The sequence below is a fragment of the Xanthomonas sp. NCPPB 2933 genome (genome assembly GCF_056725225.1).
In genome coordinates this window covers 891,179-911,555 of sequence record NZ_CM161518.1, presented here as the reverse complement: position 1 = coordinate 911,555, position 20,377 = coordinate 891,179, and the positions used below count along the sequence as shown (strand labels likewise).

General features: G+C 65.7%; 13 protein-coding genes. 2 read left to right on the top strand and 11 right to left on the bottom strand.

Annotation, left to right across the window (positions count from 1 at the left end; translation table 11 throughout):
- Window positions 1–400: 400 nt before the first annotated feature.
- From rodA to AC1PLU_RS03875, 5 genes are all read right to left on the bottom strand, one after another.
- The gene (gene rodA, locus AC1PLU_RS03895; RefSeq protein WP_023905164.1) at window positions 401–1,519 is read right to left on the bottom strand and encodes a rod shape-determining protein RodA; all 1,119 of its coding nucleotides are present in this window, start codon (window positions 1,517–1,519) and stop codon (window positions 401–403) included.
- Window positions 1,516–3,576, bottom strand: a complete 2,061-nt coding sequence (mrdA, locus tag AC1PLU_RS03890) for a penicillin-binding protein 2 (protein WP_481107760.1) — start codon at window positions 3,574–3,576, stop codon at window positions 1,516–1,518. The genes rodA and mrdA overlap by 4 nt, the downstream gene beginning before the upstream one ends.
- Before the next feature lie 3 nt (window positions 3,577–3,579).
- Entirely contained in the window at window positions 3,580–4,065 is a 486-nt protein-coding gene (gene mreD, locus AC1PLU_RS03885; protein ID WP_023905166.1) for a rod shape-determining protein MreD, read from the bottom strand.
- Window positions 4,062–5,411, bottom strand: coding sequence for a rod shape-determining protein MreC (gene mreC / locus AC1PLU_RS03880; protein WP_481107759.1), 1,350 nt, complete (start codon window positions 5,409–5,411; stop codon window positions 4,062–4,064). Before mreC ends, mreD begins: the two co-directional genes overlap by 4 nt.
- Before the next feature lie 165 nt (window positions 5,412–5,576).
- On the bottom strand, window positions 5,577–6,623 hold the full coding sequence (locus tag AC1PLU_RS03875) for a rod shape-determining protein (RefSeq protein WP_023905168.1): 1,047 nt from the start codon (window positions 6,621–6,623) through the stop codon (window positions 5,577–5,579).
- 276 nt (window positions 6,624–6,899) lie between these two features.
- On the opposite strand from AC1PLU_RS03875, the gene AC1PLU_RS03870 reads away from it, so the two are divergent.
- Window positions 6,900–7,832 carry a carbohydrate kinase family protein gene (locus AC1PLU_RS03870; RefSeq protein WP_006452026.1) on the top strand — a complete coding sequence of 311 codons (933 nt, stop codon included), beginning with the start codon at window positions 6,900–6,902 and terminating at the stop codon, window positions 7,830–7,832.
- Window positions 7,833–8,179: 347 nt separating this feature from the next.
- On the top strand, window positions 8,180–10,153 hold the full coding sequence (locus tag AC1PLU_RS03865; RefSeq protein ID WP_023905170.1) for a sigma-54-dependent Fis family transcriptional regulator: 1,974 nt from the start codon (window positions 8,180–8,182) through the stop codon (window positions 10,151–10,153).
- Between the two features lie 983 nt (window positions 10,154–11,136).
- On the opposite strand, the gene AC1PLU_RS03860 is transcribed toward AC1PLU_RS03865, so the two are convergent.
- The 6 genes from AC1PLU_RS03860 to AC1PLU_RS03835 form a co-directional block, all read right to left on the bottom strand.
- The gene (locus AC1PLU_RS03860; protein WP_481108461.1) at window positions 11,137–13,428 is read right to left on the bottom strand and encodes a TonB-dependent receptor; all 2,292 of its coding nucleotides are present in this window, start codon (window positions 13,426–13,428) and stop codon (window positions 11,137–11,139) included.
- A 151-nt stretch (window positions 13,429–13,579) separates the two neighbouring features.
- Window positions 13,580–14,686, bottom strand: coding sequence for an S-(hydroxymethyl)glutathione dehydrogenase/class III alcohol dehydrogenase (locus AC1PLU_RS03855; RefSeq protein WP_481107758.1), 1,107 nt, complete (start codon window positions 14,684–14,686; stop codon window positions 13,580–13,582).
- 35 nt (window positions 14,687–14,721) lie between these two features.
- Window positions 14,722–15,795: a beta-propeller fold lactonase family protein gene (locus AC1PLU_RS03850; RefSeq protein ID WP_481107757.1), complete on the bottom strand. Its 1,074-nt coding sequence runs from the start codon at window positions 15,793–15,795 to the stop codon at window positions 14,722–14,724.
- A complete protein-coding gene (locus AC1PLU_RS03845) occupies window positions 15,792–16,439 on the bottom strand; it encodes a c-type cytochrome (RefSeq protein ID WP_481107756.1) in 648 nt (215 codons plus the stop codon). Before AC1PLU_RS03845 ends, AC1PLU_RS03850 begins: the two co-directional genes overlap by 4 nt.
- 37 nt (window positions 16,440–16,476) lie before the next feature.
- The gene (locus AC1PLU_RS03840; RefSeq protein ID WP_481107755.1) at window positions 16,477–18,252 is read right to left on the bottom strand and encodes a quinoprotein dehydrogenase-associated putative ABC transporter substrate-binding protein; all 1,776 of its coding nucleotides are present in this window, start codon (window positions 18,250–18,252) and stop codon (window positions 16,477–16,479) included.
- The gene (locus tag AC1PLU_RS03835; protein WP_481095153.1) at window positions 18,249–20,267 is read right to left on the bottom strand and encodes a methanol/ethanol family PQQ-dependent dehydrogenase; all 2,019 of its coding nucleotides are present in this window, start codon (window positions 20,265–20,267) and stop codon (window positions 18,249–18,251) included. Before AC1PLU_RS03835 ends, AC1PLU_RS03840 begins: the two co-directional genes overlap by 4 nt.
- Between the last annotated feature and the right edge of the window lie 110 nt (window positions 20,268–20,377).

The window sequence follows — 20,377 nt, the reverse complement described above, 5'->3', positions numbered from 1 at the left end:
CAGCCGCGCAACTGCTCGCAACCACGCACCGACCATCTCGACTGGTCCTTGCCCGCCCACCGCCGCGGGACCTTATGCGGCATGGATGCCGCAGAAGAGCTTACATGGACGTACTTGCAGCGTGTCCCGCGGCGGTGGGCGGGCAAGGGCCCTGCAGCCAAGCAGCAGATCACCCGCTCTACAACTGATCCATCCGCACTGTCGAATCACTTCGACACACTGGTTGAGCGGTAGCGGTTTTAGATGCAGCTAGAGGCTAAGGTCAAAAGCTTTAGTCGGTCGAGGCCGCAATGCCCTCACCACTTGGTTGCGTGCAGGTGGGAACCAGAACGCCAGCCGCACCCATCTATGGTGAGCGCAGTAGTTTTGCCAGCTGCCGTTAGCCGCACGACACGCCGGCTCAATACCCATGCACAGGACGATGCGCCTTGACCGCCATCACCAGGCCCAATCCGGCCAGCAGCGACACCGCCGAGGTGCCGCCGTAACTCATCAGCGGCATCGGCACGCCGACCACCGGCAGCAGGCCGGAAATCATGCCGCCGTTGACCAGCACGTAGACGAAGAACGCCAGCCCGGTGGCACCGGCCATCAGCCGCGAATAGGTGTCGCGCGCCTGCGAGGCGATCCACAGGCAGCGGCCGATCACGATCAGATACAAGGTCAACACGGTGGCCACGCCGATCCAGCCGAATTCTTCGCTGAGCACCGAAAACGCAAAGTCGGTGGTCTGCTCGGGAATGAAGTTCAGATGCGACTGCGAGCCGAGTCCCCAACCCTTGCCATCGAAACCACCGGAGCCAATCGCGATCTTGGACTGGATGATGTTCCAGCCCGCGCCGAGCGCATCGTTTTCCGGGTTGAGAAACATCATGATGCGGTCCTTCTGGTATGGCCGCAGCAGCCAGAACCAGGCCACCGGCGCGGCCGCCGAAACACCGCCCACGCCCACCGCCACCCACCACCACGGCAGCCCAGCCAGCAGCAGCACGAACACGCCGCTGGCGGCGATCAGCACGCCGGTGCCGAAGTCCGGCTGTAGCATGATCAGCGCAGTGGGCACGCCGATGATCATGCAGGTGACCAGCACGGTGGAGATGCGCGGCGGCAGCGGCATGCGATGCAGATACCAGGCCGCCATCATCGGCAGGCTGATCTTCAACAACTCGGCCGGCTGCAGGTAAAACAATTTCAGATCCAGCCACTGGCGGCCGTACTTGCCGGTGCCCAGCGCGAACACCGCCAGCAGCGGCAGCATCGACAAGCCGTAGACCCACGGGGTCCAGGCGCGCAGGCGCAGCACCGACATGCGCGAAATGCCCCACATCGCGGCCAGGCCGATGACGAAGCGCACGCCTTGCGCCATCACCAGATGATCGCCGTTGGCGGCGCCGCCGGCGCTCTTGAGCACCGACAGGCCGATCACCATCAACGCACCCAGCGCCAGACATAGCACCCAGTCCAGGCTGCGCGTGAAGCGCGCCACCATGTCCACCAGCCAGCGCAGGATGTCACTCAATGGTCGGTCTCCTGCACCGCATCGGGCACATCCGGCACCACCGGCTGCGCCGGCGTGTTGGGGTCCAATGCCACGGCGGTCTGGCCGATCACCACCGGCAACTCGGCCAGCGTGGCCGCGGCCGCATCGCCGGCCTGGCGCGCATCGGTGGCGCCGGCCTCGAACTGGTTGACGCCCACGGCAGTCATGCCGAGCTCGCTGTCCAGCGGCTCCAGGCCGGCGGGCATCTTGCCCAGCAGCCAGGCGTCGAAGATCTTGCGTGCGATCGGCGCCGCCGAGCTGGTACCGAAGCCGCCACCCTCCACCGCCACCGCCACCGCGATGACCGGGTTGTCGGCCGGTGCGAAACCGACGAACAGGCCGCGGTGACGCAAATGCATCGGCAGGCTACGCGGGTCCACCGCCGCCACGCCCCTGCGGCTGACCACCTGCGCGGTGCCGGTCTTGCCGGCCATCAGGTACGGCGCGCCGGGGGTGATGGCATAACCGGTGCCACCGGGGCGCATGGTGTCCATCATGCCCTCGCGCACCACTTGCACATGCGCCGGATTCGGGCTGATCGGCTTGCCCGGCGGCTGGATCATCGGCTGCCACGGATGATCGAAGCCGGTGCGCTCTTCCAGCACCAGATGCGGGCGCTGCAGCAGGCCGCTGGCGATCCCTGAAATACCGCGCACCAGCTGCAACGGTGTCACCTTCCAGTCGCCCTGACCGATGGCGATATTGACGGTGTCGCCGGGGTACCAGCGCTCCTTGCGGGTTTTGTACTTGTAGGCCGGCGACGGCAGGATGCCGCCGATTTCGCCGAGCAGATCCACTCCGGTGGGCGCGCCGAAGCCGTACCCGCCCATGTAGTGGTCGAAGCGCTCGATACCCATGTCCACCGCCAACCGGTAGTAATAGGTGTTGACCGACTGAGCGATCGACTTGCGCAGATCGGTCCAGCCATGGCCGCCGCGGTGCGAGTCGCCCCAGCCGCGGCTGACGCCGGGCAGATAGAACATGCCGGTGGACAACACCCGGTCTTCCGGCCGACGCAGGCCGCTATCCAGCCCGGCCAGCGCGATCAGCGGCTTGAGCGTGGAGCCCGGCGCCACGCCGCCCAGCACCAGCCGGTTGAACTGCGGCCGCGACGGGTTGTCGTTGAGCATGCGGAAGTCGGTGTGCGAGATGCCGTTGACGAACAGGTTGGGGTCGTAGCTGGGCAGGCTGACCATGCCCAGGATCTCGCCGGTGCGCGGGTCCATGGCGATCGCCGCGCCTTCGTGCTCGCCGAATGCGGCCACCATCGCGCGCTGCAGATCGGCATCCACCGACAGCCGCAGGTCCGCGCCCGACTGCGGCGCGACCCGGCCGACGGTGCGGATCGCCCGTCCCTGCACATTGGTTTCGACCTGCTCGTAGCCGACCTGCCCGCGCAGATCCTGTTCGTAATAGCGCTCCAGCCCGGACTTGCCCATGTGGGTGAGCGCGGCATTGCCCTCGCCCAGCACCGCCAGATCTTTTTCGTCGATGCGGCCGACGTAGCCGATGATGTGCGCGAACAACGGGCCGAACGGATAGCGCCGGGTCAGATACGGCTCCAGCTCCACTCCGGGAAAGCGCCAGCGCTCCACTGCAAAGCGCGCCATTTCCTCATCGCTCATGCGCAGCTTGAGCGTCACCGGCAGAAAGCTGCGGCGCGCCTTGCGCTCACGATTGAAGCGCTCCAGATCCTCGGGCGCGATCGGGATCACCTTGCCCAGCGCGGCGAGCATGGCGGCCATGTCGGTGACCTTGTCGGGGGTCACGTCCAGGCGAAACGCCGGCACGTTCTCGGCCAGCAGCCGGCCGGTGCGGTCGTAGATCATGCCGCGCCCGGGCACCACCGGCTTGGGTTTGATGCGGTTGGCTTCCGAGCGGGTGGCATAGACCTCGTGGTCGAGCACCTGCAGTTTGAAATACCAGCCGCCCAGGCCGACCAGGCACACCACCACCATCACAAAGCCCAGCACCGCACGCCGGCGGAACTGCTCGGCCTCCGCGTGCGGGTTCTTGGGGTGACGACGCCCGTGCATGGCTTACTTCTTGCTCCGCTTGCCCAGCCGCACCGCATCCAGCAACACGAACAGCGGCGGCCACAGCGCCATGCCCAGCAGCGGCGCCCACCAGTAGCTCCACGGCAGGGTCGGCTCGCCGACGGCCAAGTGCACCGCCGAGGACACGATGCGGTCGTTCAGCAGCAGCCCGCCGATCGCCAGCGCCTGCTGCGACACCGGGAAGAAGCGCATCCGCGCGCGAAAGCGCTGCAGGATGAAGGTCAAGATCACCAGCCGTAGCGCCTGCTCGCCGAGCAGCCCGCCGTACAGTAGATCGGCCAGCACGCCGGCCACGAACGCGATGCCCAGCCCGACCCGGTCAGGCTCTTCGATCACCCAGTACGCCAGCACCAGCGCCAGCCAGTAAGGACGCAGCGGCTGCACCACGAGCGGCAGCGGCAGCAGGCCCAGCACCAGCGCGATGACGAAGCTCGCCGGCAGGATCCAGGTGTTGCGCATGCGGGTCATTGGTCCGTCTCCGGTGGAGACGGGCGGGAATTGGGAGTCGGGAGTGGGGAATCGGTAGGAGCGGTGTTCTGCGGCGGCCGCGCACCGCTCGCACGGCCAGCTGGCGTCTGCGTGCCGCTGCCATTCCCTGTTCCCGCCGCCCGCACGCCCTGCGACGAAGCCGGACGGGGATCGGGAATCGGGCTGTTGGATGCGTTCGACGCGGGGGGGCGGGCCAGCGTGGTGGCCGGACGGACGGACGCTGGCGCGCGGGCCGGTTGCGCGCCGGGCGCGGCGGGTGTCGATGCGGACCGTGCACGCGGCGCGCTGCCGGTGCCCGATGTCGCTTCGGCCGTCGGGCGTGCCGGATCAATCGCTGTGTTGGAAACTCCGCCCGCCGGCGTGCGTGGTGTTGCGGTCACCGGCGCACTCGCTGGCGCGCTGGCCGCAGCCGCCTCGACACTGTTGCCGTTGCCGTTGCGAATCCCATCTCCCGACTCCCCACTCCCGGCCCCAGGCACCACGCGCAGCGGTTTACCGGCGCGCAGCAACAACACGTCGCGGCCGCGATCGAGCTTGGCGGCGGGGGTCAGTTCGCCGACCAGGAAGGCGTGGGTATCGTCGGGATGCAGCTCGGACACCTTGCCGACCGGGAAGCCTGCCGGGAAGCGGCCACCCAGGCCGGAGGTGACGATCTCATCGCCCACCTGCACGCCGGCGCTCAGCGGGATGTCGCGCAGTTCGAGCCGGTCGCCGCGGCCGTAGACGATCAGCCGCACGCCGTTGCGCGCGACACTGACCGGGACTGCGTGGTCGGGGTCGGTGAGCAACAGCACGGTCGAATGCAGCGGGGTGACTTCGATCACCTGGCCCATCAGGCCGCCGGCATCGATCACCGCCTGGCCCATCAGCACGCCATCGCGGCTGCCGGCATCCAGCAGCAGGCGCTGCCGGGTCGGGTCCAGGTCGATATCCAGGATCGGCGCCAGCTGTACGTCCAGGCCGCGCCGCTCGGCCACGTTGAGCAGTTCGCGCAGCTGCGCGTTGTCCAGCGCGGCGGTCTGCAGCCGGGTCAGGCGCGCATTGGCCACCAACAGCTGATTGCGCAGCGAGCGAGTTTCTTCCACCAGCTGCGCGTGGGTGGCGGCGTTGTCGCGCACCTGCGAACCGATCCGCCCCGGCAGCCCGGCCACCGCCCAGATCGGCTGGATCAGCAGATTGGCCTGCATGCGCAGCTGGCTCAGCCAGCTACCGCGGCTATCGAGCGCGATCAGCACGATCGCCAGCACCAGATAGACCAGCAGGCGCAGCGTGGAGGTGACTTCGCCAGGACGGGAGGCGACGGGAGGACCGGCGTAGGAGGGCACTTTAAGGCCGGGATTTGAGAGTCGGGATTGGGGATTCGAGGAGCAGTCGGCTGCCCCCGATACGACTAAGCGTTAGACAAACAGGGCTGTACCGCAATCGGTCAAGGCCGAAGGCCGGGACACGCGTTGCGAATCCCCAATGCCGACTCCCGAATCCCGAAAGCTTCACTCCGGCGCGAAGAACTCATTGCCGTGCATGTCCACCAGCTCCAGCGCGCGACCGCCGCCGCGGGCCACGCAGGTGAGCGGGTCGTCGGCCACCTGCACGTGCAGGCCGGTTTCTTCGGAGATCAGGCGGTCCAGGTCGCGCAACAGCGCGCCGCCACCGGTGAGCACGATGCCGCGCTCGGCGACGTCGGCGCACAGTTCCGGCGGGGTCTGCTCCAGCGCCAGCTTGACCGCGGAGATGATGCCCGACAGCGGCTCGTGCAGCGCTTCGAGCACTTCGTTGGAGTTGATCTTGATCATCTTCGGCACGCCCTCGGCGAGGTTGCGGCCGGAGATTTCCATCTCCTGCACCACGTCCTGCGGGTAGGCGCAGCCGATCTGCAGCTTGATGCGCTCGGCGGTGGCTTCACCGATCAACATGCCGTGGTTGCGGCGCACGTAGTTGGTGATCGACTCATCGAAGCGGTCGCCGCCCACACGCACCGACTGCGAGTACACGATGCCGTTGAGCGAGATGACCGCCACTTCGGTGGTGCCGCCGCCGATGTCGATGACCATCGAACCGCGCGCTTCGGTCACCGGCATGCCGGCACCGATCGCTGCAGCCATCGGCTCTTCGATCAGATACACATCGCGCGCACCGGCCTCTTCCGCCGATTCCTTGATGGCGCGGCGCTCGACCTGGGTAGAGCCGGCCGGCACGCACACCAGCACGCGCGGGCTCGGACGCAGGAAGCGCGACTTGTGCACCTTCTTGATGAAGTGCTTCAGCATCGCTTCGGTGTAGGTGAAGTCGGCGATGACGCCGTCCTTCATCGGGCGGATCGTGGTGATGTGGCCAGGCGTGCGGCCGAGCATCTGCTTGGCTTCTGCGCCGACGGCGGCCACCGAGCGCGTGCCGCCGATTGCGCGGTCCTGACGTACCGCCACCACCGATGGTTCGTTCAGTACGATTCCCTGCCCGCGCACGTAGATCAGCGTATTGGCCGTGCCCAGGTCGATGGACAGGTCGTTGGAGAACATGCCGCGGAGTTTCTTGAACATCGGGGGAGCCGTTCCTGAGGAGTCGCGTGCCCTGCCGCCAGACTGGCGAAAAAATGGGCGAAAAACGAAGTCCACTAGCCTAGCAATCCCCCCCGGTGCGAGCAAGGAAAAATCAGGTATCTCGGCCGGGTTTTCATGTGCCGGTCACGCCGGGCATGGCATGCGGTTGTGGCCCTGATCGGTCGCAGCCGTTACCCTTTGCGCCGCGGCGTTCGCGCCGCCCCGCTGCCATGCCCGGCAACTGGCGGGTATTTCCCTACGCAAAGGCCTGACTCGATGTCCGCACTGATCTGTGGTTCCCTCGCCTACGACACCATCATGGTGTTCCCGGACCAGTTCAAGAATCACATCCTGCCGGACAAGGTGCACATCCTGAATGTGTCGTTCCTGGTACCGCGCATGCGCCGCGAGTTCGGCGGCTGCGCCGGCAACATCGCCTACAACCTGCATCTGCTCGGCGGCGCGCCGATTCCGATGGGCACCGTTGGCCAGGACTTCGGCCCCTATCGCGAACACTTCGAAGCGCTGGGCATCGACCTGTCGCGGGTGAAGATCATCGATGATCTGTTCACCCCGCAGGCGTTCATCACCACCGACCACGACAACAACCAGATCACCGCGTTCCATCCGGGCGCGATGATGCGCAGTTACGAAAACCACGTGCGCGACGTGCCCGGCGTGACCCTGGGCCTGGTCGGCCCGGACGGGCGCGAAGGCATGATCCAGAACGCGGAAGAGTTCGCTGCCGCCGGTATCCCTTTCATCTTCGATCCCGGCCAGGCGATGCCGTTGTTCAACGGCCCGGAACTGCGCCAGTTCATCGAGCAGGCCCAGTACGTGGTGGTCAACGACTACGAGTCCAACCTGCTGCAGGAACGCACCGGCTGGGACGAGAAGGACATCGTCTCGCGGGTGCAGGCCTACATCACCACGCAAGGCCCGAAGGGCGCGTTGGTGCATACGCCGGAGAAGACCTACGACATCCCGCCGGCGCACGAGCGCCGCGTGGTCGACCCGACCGGCTGTGGCGACGCCTTCCGCGCCGGGCTGATCTACGGCATCCAGGGCGGCTACGACTGGCTGACGATCGGCCGGATGGGCAATTTGATGGGCGCGCTGAAGGTGGAACATCCGGGCACGCAGAATCAGCGCTTCGATTTCACCGAGTTCAACGACCAGTTCAAGCAGCAGTTTGGTTACGCGCTCTGAGGCGCACCGCCCTGATCAGCGCTTGACCCTTCTCCCATCGGGAGAAGGTGCCCCGCAGGGGCGGATGAGGGTACGAGCGAAGCCACGTGCAGTTCCAACAGCATGAGGCTTCGCACCGTACCCTCACCCCAATCCCTCTCCCGCAGGAGAGGGGCTCTTTTGCCTCACTCGGTATCGAGCGGACAACTACCACATCCGGTACCTGCCATCGCTGACCGTGGCATCCGCATCAGCAATGCAGTTGATGCAACGCAATTTGCTGCAATGCAGTTGCTGCAATGCAGTTTGAGCATCAGCCCGATCTGTGCCTCTACTGACGCTTCGCGCTCATTGAGGAACGCTGGCCCATGTCCGAGCCAAGCGTTGTCGCCGCTACGTCCATCGCCCTGCCTGAGATCGAACCGGATGTGCTCCGGCAGATCCGCCGGCTGCGCGACATCGCCCCGTTGGCCGCGCCACTGTCGCGCTCGTGGCGACGCTGCCTGGACGAGCATTCGCTGTTGCCCGAGGCACCACCCGAAGCGCTGGTGCACGATGCCTTGCACGTGCGCGAGCGCCAGCAGCGTCTGGGCGAGGTGCTGCGCATCGCCAAGGTGGAAATGGAAAACCTCTACGAGCAGATCGCCGGCAGCGGTTATGCGGTGATCTTTGCCGATGCCGAAGCGACCGTGCTGCACAGCGTGCACGACCCGACGCTGCTGCGCGAATTTCGCCAGGCCGGCCTGTTCTGCGGCGCCAGTTGGGCCGAATGTCATCAGGGCACCAACGGGCTGGGCACCTGCGCGGTGGAGCGCACGGCGGTGAGCGTGCACCGTGGCGAACATTATCTGACCCGCCATCTGCCGTTGTCGTGCTGCGGCGCGCCGATCCTGGACCCGCACGGCGGTCTGCTGGCGGTGCTGGATGCCTCCACGCCCGATGCGCAGGACGGCAAGCAGATCCAGCGCCACACCGTGGCCCTGGTGAGCATGTCGGCGGCGCAGATCTCGCGCTCGCATTTTCTCAATCAGTTCGGTCACGCTTTCATCCTGCGCTTCCATAGCCGGCCCGAGTTTGCCGGGTTGCTGCATGAGGCGCTGATCGCGATCGATACGGACGGCCGTGTATTGGCAGTCAACGAGGCGGTACTGGAGCAGCTCGGCAAGATCGATCGCAGCCAGCTGGTGGGCCGCAATATTTCGCAGGTGATGCAACTGGATTTCGACACCCTCGAGCATCGTGCGGGCAGCGATGCCGGCACCTTGTGGTCGATCCGCTGCGCCTGCCACGGGCGACGTTTCTACGCGCTGGTGCGCCCGCCGCGTGCGCGTCCTGCGCTGCCGGCGGTGGGTGGGCCGGCACAGCTGGCGCCGGATACCGAGCTGCAACCCGGCGAGCATGTGGGCTCGGATCCGCGCATGCGCCACAACCTGGCCAATGCGTTGAAACTGGCAGCGCACCGCGTGTCGATTTTGCTGCGTGGCGACACCGGGACCGGCAAGGAAGAGTTCGCCAAGGCAGTGCATCGGGGCTCGCCGTGGGCGAATGGTGCGTTCGTGGCGATCAATTGCGCGGCGATTCCAGAAGCGCTCATCGAAAGCGAATTGTTCGGCTACGCACGCGGCGCCTTCACCGATGCGGCGCGCGAAGGCCGCCACGGCAAATTGCTGCAGGCCAGTGGCGGCACGCTGTTTCTGGATGAAATCGGCGACATGCCGCTGCCGTTGCAAAGCCGCCTGCTACGGGTGCTGGAAGAACAATCCGTCACGCCGTTAGGCAGCGAGCGCGCGGTGCCGTTGGAACTTCACGTGATCAGCGCCAGCCACCGCGATCTGGCGCAGCGGGTGGCAGCCGGCGAGTTCCGCGAGGATCTGTATTACCGGCTCAATGGCGTGGTACTGCATCTGCCGCCGCTACGCGAGCGCAGCGACAAGGCCGAGCTGATCCGCACCTTGCTGCGCGAAGAAAACAGCGAGCACAGCGTGCGCATCAGCGAAGAAGCGATGCACAAATTGCTGAGTTACGCCTGGCCGGGCAATCTGCGCCAGTTGCGCAACGTGCTGCGCACGGCGGCGGTGCTGTGCAGCGATGGCGTGATCCGGCTACCGAATCTGCCGCAGGAAATCGTCGATGCCGGCAGCGCGCCGTGTCTGGTCGATGGCCGTGCGGTGGCGGCCGACGACATGCCCGGCCGCGTCGCACTCGATCAAGCCGAGCGCCTGGTGCTGCAGCAGCAACTCGAACGCCACCGCTGGAATGTCAGCCGCACCGCCGATGCCCTAGGTATCAGCCGCAATACGCTGTATCGCAAGCTGCGCAAGCATGGGTTGGATACGGGCTGAGCGGTGGCGGTGATTCGGGATTGGGAATTGGGGATTCGTAAAAGCCAAAGCAGGGTCTTGGTGCTGGTCCTTACAGCGATCAACAGAACTACTTCTTGGCCATCAGACGGTGGCAAGTTTGCTCGGTGCGGCATGCACCACGTACATGACGTAATTGCAGAGCGGTTGATCTGTTGCTTGGCTGCAGGGCCCTTGCCCGCCCACCATCGCGGGACACGCCGCAAGTACGTCCATGTAGGCTCTTACGCGGCATCCATGCCGCGTAAGGTCCCGCGACGGTGAGCGGGCAAGGACCAGTTGGTCATATCGGTGTGCATGGTTTTCAAGAAAACAAATGACTAACTCTCTGGCGTGGTGTCCGCGACTTCCTGCGCTATTGACTGAATCTAAGTGCCGCCAAGACTTGGAATCTCGGTTGTCTTGGAGCGGTTGGATAGCGCGGACAAATCGCTTGCAGAGCGGCTGATCTGCGCTTGGCTGCAGGGCCCTTGCCCGCCCACCATCGCAGGACACGCCGCAAGTACGTCCGTGTAGGCTCTTACGCGGCATCCATGCCGCGTAAGGTCCCGCGACGGTGGGCGGGCAAGGACCAGTCGAGATGGTCGGTGTGCATGGTTGCAAGCAATGCATGATGTGCGTTGTTCTGATAATGCCGCGGCCGATCATCGTCCCGATGCAACCGAGCAACAAGCAGCTTTTGACACGACCACCGACTCACTCTCTGGTGCGGTGGCCTCGCCGATTGCGGGACCATGTGGCGGCATGGATGCCGCCACCGAGCCTCCAGGGATGGATTCACGGCGTGTCCCGCGAGCGGTGAGGGCATCGCGCGCCCGACCAGCGCGGCTTGTGATCATCCAGATGATGCTAAGCACAGCTAAGAGCGGCTAACAAAAGTAGCGAGCGCCTGCCTGACGGCTGCGCAGTAGTTTTGTTAGCCGCCCCAACGCTTACGCCTCACGAATCCCCAATCCCCGCCCCAGTCACAACGCCCAGCGCAATCCGATCAGATACTGCCTTGGCACGCCAGGCGCAAGAAAACGGGCCGGGCCGGTTTCCACTGGTGCATCCTGCGGGCGCGCCAGTTCGCCATCGGGAAACACGTCTTCGGCCACTGCCGCATAGGTCGCGTAGCGGCGGTTGAAGACGTTGTCGATGCGGGCGAAGAGCGACAGCCGTTCGCCGAGTTGCCAACGTGCCTGCAGGTCCACCAGCGCGTAGCCGGCGGTGCCGATGTCGATGCGCTCGGGTGCGGGCTCGCCGTCTTCGGCGTTGTCGACCTGGCCATCTTCATTGCCGCTGGCCACGCGGCCGGAGACCGCACGCATACCGGCACCCAAGGTCAGCGCATCGCGCTGCCATTCCACACCCAGCTTGAGGTTGTGGCGCGGCAATGCGGCGATGCGCAAGCCGGGACGCAAGGTGATTACACGCTCGCCGGAGAGTAATTCGCCATCACTGCGATAGGTCGCATCCAGAAAGCTGTAGCCGGCTGACCACTGCCAATCGCCGCTGCGCAGGCGTAGCGACAGATCCGCGCCTTGATACCGGGTGCGGCCGACATTGTCGAAGTAGCCCAGCTGCGTGTCCGGTGCGCGCAGGAACAAAATATCATCGCGATTGTCGGCCCGGTACACGGACAAGCTGGCATTGGTGTTGGCCGATGGCGTCCAGCGCGCGCCAAGTTCATAGGTGCGCGAAATGATCTGCTCCAGGCGCGGGTCGGCTTGCAGGCCGGTCGGCAAGCGGCACGGCTGGGTGGGATCGGCGCAGCCCAGTTCGATTGCCGTTGGGGCGCGGCTGTTTTGCGCGACCGAGCCGTATACCGTCAGCCCCGAATCGAGCCGGTGGGTCAGGCCCAGGGACGGATTGGCCTTGGCGTAGACGAAGCGCTCGCGCGGGCGGTCGCCGTCTTCGGCAGTGGAGAGAATGTTGTCCACCACCACGTGATTCCAGCGTACTGCGGCGGTGAGATGGGTGGCATCGTCCAAGGCCCAGGTGTCGGCGACGAACACGCCCAGCGTTTTGGTGCTGCCGCGCACGCCGGAAAAGAACGCGCGCTCGGCATCCGGATCGGCGGCGACCGAGCGGTCTGGCTGTACCCAACCATCGCGGGCGAATTGCTGATAACGCACATGGCCGCGATCGAAGGTGACGCCGGTGCTGAGCGCATGCGCGCCCCATTGCTTGCTCAAATTGACTGCAAGCCCCTGCGCTTCCTGGCGCATCTGGGTGGTGTTGAGCGCGCCGCTGGGCAATGCATCGGCATCGGCGCGTGCCACATCGCAATCGGCATCCAGTGCGCGGCCATCGGCGGCATAACCCGATGCGCATTCTTCGACGAATTCTTCGTAGTCCTCGCCGATATCGCCATTGACGGTGTCGCGGCGGCCCACGCGCGAGTAGGCCAGTGCATGCAGTGCGGTATCCGCATCGAAACGATGGTCCAACTGTGCGGTGAACAGCGTATTGCGATTACGCGTGAGATCGGGCGAGGTGTACACCGAGCGGCGGTCGGCGCGATACAAGCCGGGCTCGGGGCCATCGTCGGTGTAGCGCGTATCCGGCAACAGGCCATTACCGATCAAGCGGCTGCGCCCGTGCAGCACCGACAGGCTCCAATCGGTCTGCTCGCCTTGCTTACCGACCTTGCCGAACAGCGTGCCAAGGCGACCTTCGGAGGCATCGCGCCAGCCGTTCTCGTCGAAGCCGGTGACCGCGACAAAGCCATGCCACCCGTCCTGACTGGCGAGGCCGTAACTGGCGTCCAGCCGCTTGCGTGCGCCGCTGCCGATGCTCACTTCGCCCTGCAATCCAGGTGCGGTCAAACCGGAGGCGGTGGACAGCACCACCGCGCCACCGAGCGTGTTCGGCCCGAACAAGGGATTGGAGCCGGGCATCAGGGTCACTGCATTGATTGCCGACTCGGGCAGCATGTCCCAGCTGACGATATCGGCGAACGGTTCGTTGAAACGCACGCCATCCAGATACACCGATACCCCTTGCGAGGCGCCCGGCAAGGCGGACGCGCGAAAGCCGTGGAAGGTGAGATCGTTCTGGAACGGACTGCCTTGCACATCGTTGCCATCCACACCGACAAAGCGCCGCTGCAGCAGATCGCTGAGGTTGTTGCTGCGCCCGCGCGACAGCTCGCCATTGGTGGCCGATTGCACCATGTACGGCAACTGCGCCGCGTCGATGGTGGTGCCGGGAATCGGTGTGGCGGTGACCTCGATGCGGTCCAGCCAGGTGACCTGCGGCGCATCTTCGGCCATTGCAGTGCCGAGCGTGCCAGCGCACAGCAGCGCTGCGCAGGCGCAGGCAAGCCGATGTCGTTGCAATGCATCGCGGCCATGGCGTGCGGCGCGAAGCGGCGGTGTGCTGCGATACCCCAGTAAGTGCTGCGTCGACCTCATGTCGTCTCCCTCAATAAAGCACGATCGATTTGATACCGCGCGCTGCACGCAGATCCGCCAGCGCCTGATTGATGTCGTCCAACGCCAGGGTGCGCGTGATCAACGGCGCCAGCTGGATGTCGCCTTGCAGATAGCGCTCGACATAGCCGGGCAGCTCGCTGCGCCCTTTTACTCCGCCGAATGCGCTACCGCGCCACACCCGCCCGGTCACCAGCTGAAAGGGCCGCGTGCTGATTTCCTGTGCGTCGTCGGCCACGCCGAGAATGACGCTCTCGCCCCAGCCCTTGTGGCAGCACTCCAGTGCCGCGCGCATCGCACCGACATCGCCGACGCATTCGAAACTGTGGTCGGCGCCGCCATCGGTGAGGTCCACGATCACCTGCTGGATCGGTGCGCCGTAATCACGCGGATCCAGGCAGTCGGTGGCGCCCAACGCACGCGCCAGCGCGAACTTGGCTGGATCGATATCCACCGCGATGATGCGCCCGGCCTGCGCCAGCACCGCGCCCTGCACCACCGACAAGCCGATGCCGCCCAGCCCGAACACCGCCACGCAATCGCCGGGCCGCACATGCGCGCTGTTGAGCACCGCCCCGACACCGGTGGTGACCGTGCAGCCGAGCAGGCAGACCTGATCCAGCGGTGCATCCTGATGGATACGCGCGACCGCGATCTCCGGCAACACCGTGTATTCGGAAAACGTGCTGGTGCCCATGTGATGCAGGATCGGCCGCCCGTTCAATGAAAACCGGCTGCTGCCATCGGGCATTAGCCCGCGCTCCTGGCTGCTGCGGATCGCCTGGCACAGGTTGGTGCGACCGGAGCGACAGAACTTGCACACGCCGCATTCGGGCATGTACAGCGGGATCACGTGATCGCCGACACGCACGCTGGTGACGCCGATGCCCACGGCTTCGACAATGCCCGCGCCCTCCTGCCCCAGGATCACCGGAAAGCTGCCCGCGTGCCCGTGCGCCAATGCATGCGCATCGCCATGGCAGATACCGGTGGCGACCAGGCGCACCAGCACCTCGCCGGGCCGCGGCGGCTGCAGGTCCACCTCTTCGATGGTCAGCGGCTGGTGCGGACCCCATGCCACCGCAGCGCGTGTCTTCATCCGGCCTCCCTGGCGCGCGTCGGCATGGCCGCCGCTCAGCGCGCGATCACCACGCCCCACGGCAATTCGCCGACGGGGATCTGTTTGATCTGTTGCAACGTCGCGGTGTCGATCACGCTCACCGTGTTCGAGCGCCCGTTGGCGACATACAGCTTGTCGCCGGCCGGTGTCAGCGCCGGATTCCACGGCCGCAGCCCCACTGCAATTTCGGCAAGACTGCGCGCGCTTTTGGTGTCGATCACGCTGACCGTGCCGGCACCGCCATTGGATGCGTACAACCGCGAGCCATCGGCCGACAACGCCACCCCCGCGGTGCGCACACCGGCCGGCAGACTGGCGCGGCGTTGCCGCGTTTTCAGGTCGATCACGTCCACCACGTTGGCGGTTTCCTGCGCGATGTACACGCTGTGCCCGTCCGGTGCGAACGCCATGCCGCGCGGATGGCCGCTGGTGGCGACCACACCGCGCGATCGATGGGTGGCCAGCTCGATCATGTCCATATCGTTGGAGCCCTCGTTGCTGGTGAGCAGCCACTGCCCGTCCGGCGTGTAGGCGCAATGCTCCGGCGCCTGCCCGCGCGTGGCGATCACCTGCTGCAGCTTGAACTGCGCGGCATCGATCAACATCACCTGGTTCTGCCCTTCCACACACACCGCGAACTGTTTGCCATCCGGCGACAACGCGATGCCTTCGGCGTTTTCGCCGATCTCCACGCTGCGCAGCACCGCGTCTTTTTCGGTATCGAGTTCGATCAAACGGTGATGCTCGGCGTCGATCAGATACAGATGCCCGTGCGGACCCGGCAACACCTGCTGCAGGCGCTTGCCCAGTTGCCCTTGCGCACTCAGCGTGCGCACCACCGTATCGGTGTGCGTGTCGATCACCGACACCGTGCCGCTGCGCTGATTGGGCACGTACGCAAACACCGGCGGTGTTGAGGGCACCGGTGCTGCGGCAGGAGTTGCTGCAGGGGTCGCAGCAACCGCCGCCGCAGGTGCGGTGCTCGCCGCAGGCGCACCAGCGTCGCGCTGGCAGCCCGTCACTGTGAGCAGCGCGCCCAGCACCATTGCGACATAGACGCGCTGCCACCTGATCAGCGCTGACTTCATTGCGTCTTGCCCGCGGTCTTGTTGATCGAATGGATGAAGGCGAGCAGTTTTTCGGTGTCGCCCGGCTTGAGCACCGGCGCGAACGGCGGCATCTGCCCGACCACTTTTTCATGTCCGACGCGGGTCTTGCCGTGGGTGATCATCGCTGCGGTGCCTTCGCTGATCAGCGCGCGCAAGGTGTCGTCGTCGCTGCCATACACCCAGATGTCGTTGGTCAACGGCGGGCACATGCCACCGCCACCGGTGCCGCCGTGACAGGCGTTGCAACCGGCCGAGAAATAGATCTTCTTGCCTTCGGCAATCAGCTCGGGCGTGACCTTGACCTCGGGTCCCTTCGGAATCGGCACGACCGCAGCCGGTGGCGCCGGTGGCGTGGCCGGATCCGGCGCGGGCCCGGCGGCCGGGTTGGGCACCCCGGCGGTCGCCGCTGCAGGCGCAGCGGTACCGGTGGCCGGCGCAGGCGTATTGGTAACCAGCGGAGCAGCCGCCTCAGATGCGGGAGCTGGCGGCGCCTCCTTGCCGCACGCGGCCAGCACCACGCTGAGCATCAACGCGCACAGCGGTGCGCGCATGGAACGATCGAAACAACCCACAGTGGACTTGCGCATGGACGAACCTTTCTGATCGGAGGGAACACCGCGCACCCCGTGCACGCGGCAGGTGACACAGTCATTGCCGAAGTCATTGCCGAGACGGACGCCTGGTCTGCCTGAGCAGCGTGGCCAGCGCGGTGTCGCCGCGCGCCTGCGCCAATGCGGCGGCCGTCTTGCCATCGCGATTACGTGCGGCAGGATCGGCACCGGCCGCCAACAAGCGCTTGGCCACTGATTCACGCCCAGCAGCGGCAGCCAACATCAATGCGGTGACGCCGGCCTGGTTTGCGTGGCCGACGTCGGCCCCGCGTGCCAGCACCGCATCGAGAATGGCCGGGTCGTCACGCGCTACCGCAAACATCACCGGCGTGAACCCGGTGGGATTGGCACGCCGCACATTCGCACCCGCTGCCAGCAATGCCTGCACCACGCCGACATCGGCGTAGGACACCGCCAACTCCAGCGCGCTCCAGCCATCGCTGGAGACCGTGTCCACGGGTGCACGCTTGCCCAGCAACTTGGCCACACTGTCGGCATCGTTGGCCCAGGCCGCCTTCATCAAGGCGGTCCAGCCGCTGCTATCGCGTGCATCCAGGCGTGCACCGGCATCGAGCAACAGGCTGACCAGATCCGGTTCCTGATTGCGGATCGCCTGATGCACCGGCGGCTCGCCGAGCAGGTTGGGACGATTGGCATCGGCGCCATGCCGCAACAGCCACGCCGCACGCACGCCATCGCCGGCATCCAGCGCATGCGCCAGTTCCTGGTCCGGGTCGGCACCGTCGGCAATGCGCAGTTGCAGCTGCGCCAGCTCCTGCGACGACGCGGCCGGGCTCGGCGTTTTCGAGACCGGCGTCGGCGTCGCATACGGCCCGTGCGATGCCAGATCGCCTGCCACCACGCAGTCGCTACACCGCACCAGCGGCACGTGGTAACTGCGCAGGATCTCGGCGATCTTTGCCGCACTTTGTTGCATGGCCGTGTTCAAGGCATCGCGTAGCTGCGCGTTCTTGCGCGACACTGCCCACGCCATCGAGTATTCCAATACCGAATCGTCGATAGTGTTGAGCGGCACCACGCCCAGCCCGCTGCGTTGCGCGTAATACCCGGCCACCGGGCCCCAGGATTCGGCCGCATCCAGTTCATTGGCGGCGACGCGTTCGACCAGCTTGCCGGGATGTTCTTCCGGCGCGGTGGCCGAGTCATAGAACAGATACTGCACATCGCCGCTGATGCCGTGCTCATACAAGGCCTGGCGTGCGGGGGAACTCTGGAACACGCCCAGCCGCAGTTTTTTCAGTGCCGGGTCGTCCAGCGAGGTCGGCACCAGATCTAAACCTTTGCGCGTCACCAGCACATAGGCCGAGCGATACAGCGGGCGCGTGGTCAGGCCCTGCTCGAAATCGCTGTTGAGGTCCATCAACACATCGCAGCGGCCGGCATTGATGGTGCTGCGTGCCAGCCCGCGTTGGTAGTAGGTGCGCCACTCGTATTCCAGGCGCCGGCCCATGGCATCGGCCACGACCTGCGCGATCTTGTTCTGGAAGCCCTCGGCGGCCTTGTTGGACAACGGCATGTTGCCCGGGTCGGCGCAGACGCGCAGCACAGTGGGATCGGGCGCAGGTGGCGGCGTGTTGGCCGGCGTTTGCGCGGAGGCTGGCGCTGCAGTGGATGCAGGCGCCGCTGTGGGCGCCGCACCGGAATCAGAAGCGCGAGCCGCCGGTGAGGACGGCTCGCGTGTGCAGCCTGCGGCGACGAGTCCGAGGCTGCAAAGCACCAGCAGCTGACGCAGCTGCCGGCTCATGCCACGCGCACCGGCAGCGAGCTGCCGGTGCACGCTTGCAACGCCTTGCCTGGATCTCATCGTGCGGTCTTCGCTGCGGCGTTGGCGGTGCCGCCGCCTGCAGCCGCAGTGGCGGTGGCACTGGCGGTCACGGTCTTGCCCGCACCATCGATACGGAAGGTATGCACCATGCCGCCGAGGGGGATCTTGTCGAAGCCGGCACCGAATGCCAGACCGGCTGCGCCCAGCGCGCCATACGGATCGGCCGGGTCCAGACCTGCGGCCACCGGCAGGCCGATCCAGCCACCGATACCGGAGAACACCGCCACGTACTGGTGCCCATTGGCCTTGTAGGCGATCGGGTTGCCGATGATGCCGGAGGGCAGTTTCATCTCCCACAGCTTCTTGCCGGTGTCCTTGTCCACCGCACGGAACCAGCCATCCAGCGTGCCGTAGAACACCAGCCCGCCATCGGTGACCAGGGTGCCGCTCCACACCGGGAACTTCTCCTTGATCTCCCACTTGGACTTGCCTTCCACCACATCGAATGCCTTGACGATGCCCAGTGCACCCGGCTCGTTAGGCTTCATCATCACGTTGGCGAACACGTAGGGCAGACCCATCATGGTGTTGCCGCGTTCCTGCGGTTCCAGCTCCATATGCCAGTTGTTGGTGCCGCAGAAGAACACCGCCGAATTGGCCGGGTCCACCGAGCACGGCTGCTGGTCCTTGCCGCCCATTGCCGAGGGGAACGCCTGCACTTTCTTGCCGCGTTCCAGTGGCGAATGCGCGGCCACTTTGACCGGGCGACCGGTCTTCATGTCGATGCGTTCGGCCCAGTTGGCCGGCACGAACTTGTGCGCGCGCAGCAAGGTGCCGTCGCGACGATCGAGCACATACGCAAAGCCGTTACGATCGAACTGCACCACCGAGGGAACTTGCTTGCCGTCGATGGTCAGATCGACCAGGATCGGCTCGTTGATGCCGTCGTAATCCCATTGGTCGAACGGGGTCTTCTGATAGCCCCACACCGCTTCGCCGGTATCGATCTTGCGGGCGAACAGGGTCATCGACCACTTGTTGTCATGCTCGCCGTTGTTGCATTCCTCATGCGAGGTCTTGCCGCAGCGATACGACGGGCTCCACAGGCCGGGATTGCCGGTGCCGTAATAGAGCAACTTCAACTTCGGGTCGTAGCTGTACCAGCCCCAGGCCGCACCGCCGCCACGCTTCCATTCGTCGTTGGGAAAGGTCTTCACACCCAGATCGCCGAGCTGACCATGCTGCGGGTTGGCCTTGTTGAAATCCGCACCCAGGCAGATCGATTTGTCCGTACCGGCCGCATCGCAGGACCACACCTGCTTGCCATCGGCCAGGCTATAGGCCGCCACACGCCCGAGCACGCCGAACTCGTTGCCGCTGATGCCGGCGATCACCTTGCCGTCGGCAATAATCGGCGCCATGGTGATGGTTTCGCCCTTGTCCGGATGCCCGAGTTTCTGCTTCCACACTTCCTTGCCGGTCTTGGCATCGAGTGCGATCACATCGCCGCTCAGGCTGCCGAACACCAGCTTGCCATCGGCATACGAAGCGCCGCGGTTGACCGTATCGCAGCACGCCACCGCTACCGAGCGTTCGTCCTGTTGCGGGGTGTATTTCCACAACACCTTGCCACCGTCGTCCTGTGCCGCCAGGTCGATGGCGAACACGTTGTTCGGGTAGGCACTGACCATGTACATGATGCTGCCGATCACCAGCGGCTGGCCTTCGTGGCCGCGCGTGGCATCGGTCTTCATCTCCCACGACATCTTGAGATTCTTGACGTTGTCGCGATTGATTTCGGCCAGCGGGCTATGCCGGGTGAGTGCGAAGTCGCGCCCGATGCCGCCCCAGTTGTCCGGATTGCTGGCATTGGTGGTGAATTCGCCATCGGTGTCGACCACGGCGGCGGCCGGCGGCGCAGCGGCGGGGGCAGCGGCCGGTGCGGGCGCGGCGGTGTCGGTGGCGGCGTCCTTTTTACAGCCGGACAGCGCGGCGCTTAGCGCAAGCATGAGCAGCGCACCGCTGCGAATGCTGCGACAGGAAGATTGATGCATATGCGTCTACCCCTTCGATTGAACAACCAGTCGGTTGAAACATCCGCAGCGCAGGCACTGTTGCAGCCAGTTGCGTCGCAGACGTCGGAAACGTCGAGGGAGAAGAGGGC

What these genes read in the sequence shown, in the direction of transcription:
- AC1PLU_RS03875 (WP_023905168.1), bottom strand. Translation starts at nt 6,623, where the DNA reads ATGTTCAAGAAACTCCGCGGCATGTTCTCCAACGACCTGTCCATCGAC.
- AC1PLU_RS03850 (WP_481107757.1), bottom strand. Translation starts at nt 15,795, where the DNA reads ATGAAGTCAGCGCTGATCAGGTGGCAGCGCGTCTATGTCGCAATGGTG.
- AC1PLU_RS03860 (WP_481108461.1), bottom strand. Translation starts at nt 13,428, where the DNA reads ATGGCCGAAGATGCGCCGCAGGTCACCTGGCTGGACCGCATCGAGGTC.
- AC1PLU_RS03835 (WP_481095153.1), bottom strand. Translation starts at nt 20,267, where the DNA reads ATGCATCAATCTTCCTGTCGCAGCATTCGCAGCGGTGCGCTGCTCATG.
- AC1PLU_RS03855 (WP_481107758.1), bottom strand. Translation starts at nt 14,686, where the DNA reads ATGAAGACACGCGCTGCGGTGGCATGGGGTCCGCACCAGCCGCTGACC.
- AC1PLU_RS03870 (WP_006452026.1), top strand. Translation starts at nt 6,900, where the DNA reads ATGTCCGCACTGATCTGTGGTTCCCTCGCCTACGACACCATCATGGTG.
- AC1PLU_RS03865 (WP_023905170.1), top strand. Translation starts at nt 8,180, where the DNA reads ATGTCCGAGCCAAGCGTTGTCGCCGCTACGTCCATCGCCCTGCCTGAG.
- AC1PLU_RS03840 (WP_481107755.1), bottom strand. Translation starts at nt 18,252, where the DNA reads ATGAGATCCAGGCAAGGCGTTGCAAGCGTGCACCGGCAGCTCGCTGCC.
- mreD (WP_023905166.1), bottom strand. Translation starts at nt 4,065, where the DNA reads ATGACCCGCATGCGCAACACCTGGATCCTGCCGGCGAGCTTCGTCATC.
- mrdA (WP_481107760.1), bottom strand. Translation starts at nt 3,576, where the DNA reads ATGCACGGGCGTCGTCACCCCAAGAACCCGCACGCGGAGGCCGAGCAG.